At 71.6% G+C, this 5,501-nt stretch carries 5 protein-coding genes; 4 read left to right on the top strand and 1 reads right to left on the bottom strand.

The window, feature by feature from the left end; translation table 11 throughout:
• Positions 1 to 148: 148 nt before the first annotated feature.
• The gene (locus tag CCN44_RS20990) at positions 149 to 2,107 is read left to right on the top strand and encodes an APC family permease (RefSeq protein ID WP_086698552.1); all 1,959 of its coding nucleotides are present in this window, start codon (positions 149 to 151) and stop codon (positions 2,105 to 2,107) included.
• Positions 2,108 to 2,274: 167 nt separating this feature from the next.
• On the opposite strand, the gene CCN44_RS20985 is transcribed toward CCN44_RS20990, so the two are convergent.
• Positions 2,275 to 2,904: a DUF1707 SHOCT-like domain-containing protein gene (locus CCN44_RS20985; protein ID WP_086698551.1), complete on the bottom strand. Its 630-nt coding sequence runs from the start codon at positions 2,902 to 2,904 to the stop codon at positions 2,275 to 2,277.
• Between the two features lie 165 nt (positions 2,905 to 3,069).
• Between CCN44_RS20985 and CCN44_RS20980 the strand changes: the two genes are divergently transcribed.
• The 3 genes from CCN44_RS20980 to modB all read left to right on the top strand — a co-directional run bounded on the left by CCN44_RS20980 (position 3,070) and on the right by modB (position 5,397).
• Complete coding sequence (locus CCN44_RS20980) at positions 3,070 to 3,465, top strand: TOBE domain-containing protein (RefSeq protein WP_189397312.1); 396 nt, start codon at positions 3,070 to 3,072, stop codon at positions 3,463 to 3,465.
• Between the two features lie 214 nt (positions 3,466 to 3,679).
• On the top strand, positions 3,680 to 4,501 hold the full coding sequence (gene modA / locus CCN44_RS20975; protein WP_086698550.1) for a molybdate ABC transporter substrate-binding protein: 822 nt from the start codon (positions 3,680 to 3,682) through the stop codon (positions 4,499 to 4,501).
• A complete protein-coding gene (modB, locus tag CCN44_RS20970) occupies positions 4,498 to 5,397 on the top strand; it encodes a molybdate ABC transporter permease subunit (protein WP_086698549.1) in 900 nt (299 codons plus the stop codon). Before modA ends, modB begins: the two co-directional genes overlap by 4 nt.
• The last annotated feature ends 104 nt before the right edge of the window (positions 5,398 to 5,501 follow it).

Raw genomic sequence — 5,501 nt, 5'->3', positions numbered from 1 at the left:
GCCCCGGCTCTCGCGCGCCATTTTTAACGCAAGCTTGACGCCTCCCCACGCCTTGAATCACAGGCCCAAGCGTCACGCTCTGCTTACGCTGGTGCGGCCGTCCGCGTGATGGCCGACAACAGCTGAGCCGTACCTCTGGAGCACGCCGATGGCCACGACCGAGCGCCCTCCCAGTACCAGCCGATTGCGCACCTGGATGCTGGAAGGCCTGTCCGACATGGGCAAGGGCGGTGGCCACACCGGACCGCACGCCGAACCGGAACCTCCGCACCAGGGCCAGCGCTGGTGGCGGGTGATGTGCCTGACCGGCGTCGACTACTTCTCCACCCTCGGCTACCAGCCCGGCATCGCGGCCCTCGCGGCCGGCCTCCTCTCCCCCGTCGCGACCGTCGTGCTGGTCGTCGTCACCCTCGCCGGCGCCCTGCCGGTCTACCGCCGCGTGGCCGAGGAGAGCCCGCACGGCGAGGGCTCGATCGCGATGCTGGAGCGCCTGCTCTCCTTCTGGCAGGGCAAACTCTTCGTACTCACCCTGCTGGGTTTCGCGGCGACCGACTTCCTGATCACCATCACCCTCTCCGCCGCCGACGCCTCCACCCACCTGGTGGAGAACCCGCATCTGTCGGAAGCCCTGCACGGCCAGCAGATGCTGATCACACTGTTCCTCGTGGCGCTGCTCGGCGCGGTCTTCCTCAAGGGCTTCCTGGAGGCGATCGGTGTCGCGGTCGCCCTGGTCGGCGTGTACCTCGCGCTCAACCTCGTCGTCGTGATCACCGGTCTCTGGCACGTCGTCACCGCCGGGCATGTGATCACGGACTGGAGCAGCGCCCTGACCACGCAGCACGGCAACGTCTTCGCGATGATCGGCGTCGCCCTGATCGTGTTCCCCAAACTCGCCCTAGGCCTGTCCGGCTTCGAGACCGGCGTCGCCGTCATGCCCCATGTGAAGGGCGGCCCGGGCGACACCGAGCAGCGCCCCGCGGGCCGGATCCGGGACACCAAGAAGCTGCTGACCACGGCCGCGCTGATCATGAGCTGCTTCCTGATCGCCACCAGCTTCATCACCACCCTGCTGATCCCGGAGAAGGAGTTCGAGGAGGGCGGCGACGCCAACGGCCGCGCGCTCGCCTACCTCGCCCACGCCTACCTCGGCAACGCCTTCGGCACGGTCTACGACGTCTCCACCATCGCCATCCTGTGGTTCGCGGGCGCCTCCGCCATGGCCGGCCTGCTCAACCTCATGCCCCGCTACCTGCCCCGCTACGGCATGGCCCCGCACTGGGCCCGCGCCGTCCGCCCGATGGTCATCGTCTTCACCCTGGTCGCCTTCCTCGTCACCTGGATCTTCGACGCCGACGTCGACCAACAGGGCGGCGCCTACGCCACCGGGGTCCTGGTCCTGATCAGCTCCGCCGCCATCGCCGTCACCATCGCCGCCCGCAAGGCGGGGCAGCGCGGCTGGACCCTCACCTTCGCCGTCATCTCGGCGGTGTTCCTCTACACCACCGTCGTGAACGTCATCGAACGCCCGGACGGCGTGAAGATCGGCGCCTGCTTCATCGCGGGCATCATGCTGGTCTCGCTGCTGTCCCGGCTGGCCCGCGCCTTCGAGCTGCGCGTGACCAGCGTGTCGCTCGACCCCCTGGCGGAACGGTTCATCCGCGACATGGCGAGCCGCAAGATGCGGTTCATAGCCAATGAGCCGGACCGGCGCGACAAGGCCGAGTACCGCGACAAGATCGAGCAGATCCGCGCCGACAACGACCTGCCCGAGCAGGAGGACTTCGTCTTCGTCGAGGTCACGGTCACCGACCCGTCCGAGTTCGAGGCGGGCCTGACCGTACGCGGTGAGGTGCTGCACGACCGCTACCGCGTCCTGACATTGGAGTCCGCCTCCATCCCGAACGCCCTCGCCGCGCTCCTCCTCCACATCCGTGACGCCACCGGCCGCACCCCGCACATCTACTTCGAGTGGACCGAGGGCAACCCGTTCGCCAACTTCCTCCGCTTCTTCCTCTTCGGCCAGGGCGAGGTCGCCCCGGTCACCCGAGAGGTCCTGCGGGAAGCGGAACCGGACCGGGAGCGCCGACCGCGGGTGCACGCGGGCTGAGGCAGGGCCGAGCCGGGGAACGGCCGGGCAGGCGCGGCCAGGCGGAAGGGCGGCCGGGCGGAGGAGCAGCCGGGGGCAGGCACGGCTGGGTGCGGAAGAGGAGCCGGGCGGAGGAGCAGCCGGGGGCAGACAGGACCCGGCCCAGGCGCGGCCTCAGGGCCCGGGTGTCAGAAGCTCGCCCGCCGTGGCCCGGCGTCCGGGACCCGGGCCCCGGCCCTTCTGCCGAACCACCGTCTCCGGGGCCGCACGTCCAGCTGCCCCATGCTCAGGTTGCCCCGTATCTCCACCCGGAGCACGGTCGGCGCCCCGGGATCACCGGCCGGCCGCACCTTGGTGCGCCCGTAGTCGATCACCAGGGAGTCGGTGTCCACGATTATTCCGGGCCGGGTGATCAGCCGCAGGGCGCCGGCGCGCATGTCCAGGTCGATGCGCAGGGTGTCGTACACGATCACCGCCTCGCTGAAGTCCAGCGTCACCTCACCCCAGGCCGACTCGATCTCCATCCGGCGCGGTACGGTCCAGACCCCGCTCCGGGTGACCGAGGAGGCCTCCTGCTCGATCCGGACGACCTCCTTGGCCGGGAGCGCGCGGGGATCCTCCGGCAGGTCGGCCGTCAGCACCGCCAGCTCCCCGAGCGTGCGCGCGCACAGCGCCGCCTCCACCCGCTCGTCCAGCTCCTCGGCCGAGATGCGGCCGTCCGCCGCGGCCCCCGTCAGCACCTCCACCACCCGGTCCCGGTCCGCGTGCGAGGCGCGCAGACCGGACGGCTCGCCCGTCCGCACCGGCTCGGCCGACATCACTCTCACCCCCGATTCGGGCGGCTCCCGCAGGAGGCCGCACCCGACTCTCCGAAACGCCGCACAGCACCGCACCGGCAGCAGCCCACTAACGCTATATCGCGTTATACCCAACGGCCAACCCCTGATCCATGGTTCCCGGCCCGTGGCCCTATCGTGACCGGCATGCAGTCCTACACCATCGGCCAGGCCGCGCGGCTGCTCGGCGTCAGCCCGGACACCGCCCGCCGCTGGGCCGACGCCGGCCGGGTGGCCACCCACCGCGACGAGTCCGGGCGGCGGCTCATCGACGGCAGGGACCTCGCCGCGTTCTCCGTCGAACTGGCCAAGGGGGGCGGCGGCGAGGAGGAGACCCCGCGCACCTCCGTCCGCAACGCCTTCCCCGGCATCGTCACCGCGATCAAGCTCGGCGACGTCGCCGCCCAGGTGGAGATCCAGGCCGGCCCGCACCGGCTCGTCTCGCTGCTGACCCGGGAAGCCGTGGAGGAGCTGGGCCTGGAGGTCGGCATGGAGGCCACCGCACGCGTGAAGTCCACCAACGTGCACATCGACCGGTCCTGATCCGTCACCCCACCTCCAGCCCGGACGCCCGCACCCGCACGGGAGTGCCGTACAAACGCACATGCAAGCTGCGGCCCGCACCTCAGCAGCTCATGCGATGCCACAGCAGACATCCACCTGGCAGATGCGGCAGTATCATCGCCGCACGGCCGGCACTCGGCCATGCCATACCAGGGCGCGAGCGTCGTACGACAGACCGAGAGGTAGATCCGTGATGACCCGTTCCGTGCGCCGGACCAGGCGGACCCTGCGACTGGCGGCTGCGGGTGCCGCGGCCCTGCTGGCCCTCAGCGCCTGTTCCTCCTCCTCGGACACCACCGGCACGTCCACCGCGCGAGACACGTCGGCGTCCCCGAAGCTCTCCGGTACGGTCACCGTCTTCGCGGCGGCCTCCCTGAAGGAGAGCTTCACGGCCCTGGGCAAGAAGTTCGAGGACCGGCACCCGGGCACCAAGGTCAGCTTCAACTTCGGCGGCAGCGACACCCTCGCCGCGAACATCACCGGCGGCGCCCCGGCGGACGTGTTCGCCGCGGCCAGCCCCACGACCATGGCCCTGGTGACGGGCAAGGAGGGCACGGCCGGCACCCCGGCCACCTTCGTCCGCAACCGGCTGGAGATCGCCACCGTGCCGGGCAACCCGCACCAGGTGGCCTCGTTGAAGGACCTGACCAAGTCCGGTCTGAAGGTCGTCCTGTGCGACAGGACCGTGCCGTGCGGTGCCGCCGCCCAGAAGGCCCTGGACGCCGGCCGGCTCAAGCTCACGCCGGTCTCCTACGAGCAGGACGTGAAGGGGGCGCTGACCAAGGTGGAGCTGAAGGAGGCCGACGCGGCGGTGGTCTACAGGACCGATGTGCGTGCGGCGGGTGACAAGGTGGCGGGCGTGGAGTTCCCCGAGGCCGCCGAGGCGATCAACGACTACCCGATCGCCCTGCTGAAGAACGCGCCGAACGCCGAGGCCGCGAAGGCGTTCATCGCCCTCGTGCGGTCCGCCGAGGGCCAGCAGGTGCTGAGCGCGGCCGGGTTCCTCAAGCCGTGACCTCGCTCGACGAGCCCGGTCCCGCGACCGGTCCACGCCCGGACCGGCCGCGACGCCGCCGCGGCGGCCCGGGCGGCCGACGCGGGGTGCCGGGCGGCCGGCGCGGGGTGCCGGGTGGCCGGCGCGGGGTACCGTTGCCGCTGCTGCTGCCGGGCGTGCTGGCCCTGGCGTTCCTGCTGCTGCCGCTGCTGGCCCTGCTGGTCCGCGCGCCCTGGCGCAGCCTGCCGGACCAGCTGACCAGCGCCGAGGTGTGGCAGGCGCTCCAGCTGTCCCTGGTCAGCGCCACCGCGGCCACCGCCGTCAGCCTCGTCCTCGGAGTGCCGCTGGCCTGGCTGCTGGCCCGTACGGACTTCCCCGGCCGGGGCCTCGTACGCGCCCTGGTCACCCTGCCGCTCGTCCTGCCGCCGGTGGTCGGCGGCGTGGCTCTCCTTCTCGCCCTGGGCCGCAACGGTGTCATCGGCAGGTGGCTCGACGCGTGGTTCGGGATCACCCTGCCGTTCACCACCACCGGGGTCGTGATCGCGGAGGCGTTCGTCGCCATGCCCTTCCTGGTCATCAGCGTCGAGGGCACCCTGCGCGCCGCCGACCCGCGCTACGAGGAGGCGGCGACGACGCTCGGTGCCTCCCGCTTCACCGCGTTCCGGCGTGTCACGCTGCCGCTGATCGCGCCCGGCATCGCGGCCGGCGCGGTGCTGGCCTGGGCCCGGGCGCTCGGCGAGTTCGGCGCGACCATCACGTTCGCCGGCAACTTCCCCGGCCGGACCCAGACCATGCCGCTCGCGGTCTATCTCGCCCTCCAGAACGACCCCGAGGCCGCCATCTCTCTCAGCCTGGTCCTGCTGGCCGTGTCGATCGCGGTGCTGGCAGGCCTCAGGGACCGCTGGATGACAACATGACAAACCCGCACCCCGCCACCGACGAGGCCGCCGACTCCCCAGGGCCGTCGGTCACGCCCTCCCACGCCCCAGCACCTCCCGCAGCCCCCGACGGCGCTCAGTCC

Origin of the sequence: Streptomyces tricolor (assembly GCF_002155905.1) — a bacterium.
Taxonomy (GTDB): domain Bacteria; phylum Actinomycetota; class Actinomycetes; order Streptomycetales; family Streptomycetaceae; genus Streptomyces; species Streptomyces tricolor.
This window is presented reverse-complemented; position numbering and strand designations above follow the sequence as displayed.

Excerpts from the sequence above, each read along its gene's own strand:
- CCN44_RS20985 (WP_086698551.1), bottom strand. The coding sequence starts at position 2,904 with ATGTCGGCCGAGCCGGTGCGGACGGGCGAGCCGTCCGGTCTGCGCGCC.
- CCN44_RS20980 (WP_189397312.1), top strand. The coding sequence starts at position 3,070 with ATGCAGTCCTACACCATCGGCCAGGCCGCGCGGCTGCTCGGCGTCAGC.
- modA (WP_086698550.1), top strand. The coding sequence starts at position 3,680 with ATGACCCGTTCCGTGCGCCGGACCAGGCGGACCCTGCGACTGGCGGCT.
- CCN44_RS20990 (WP_086698552.1), top strand. The coding sequence starts at position 149 with ATGGCCACGACCGAGCGCCCTCCCAGTACCAGCCGATTGCGCACCTGG.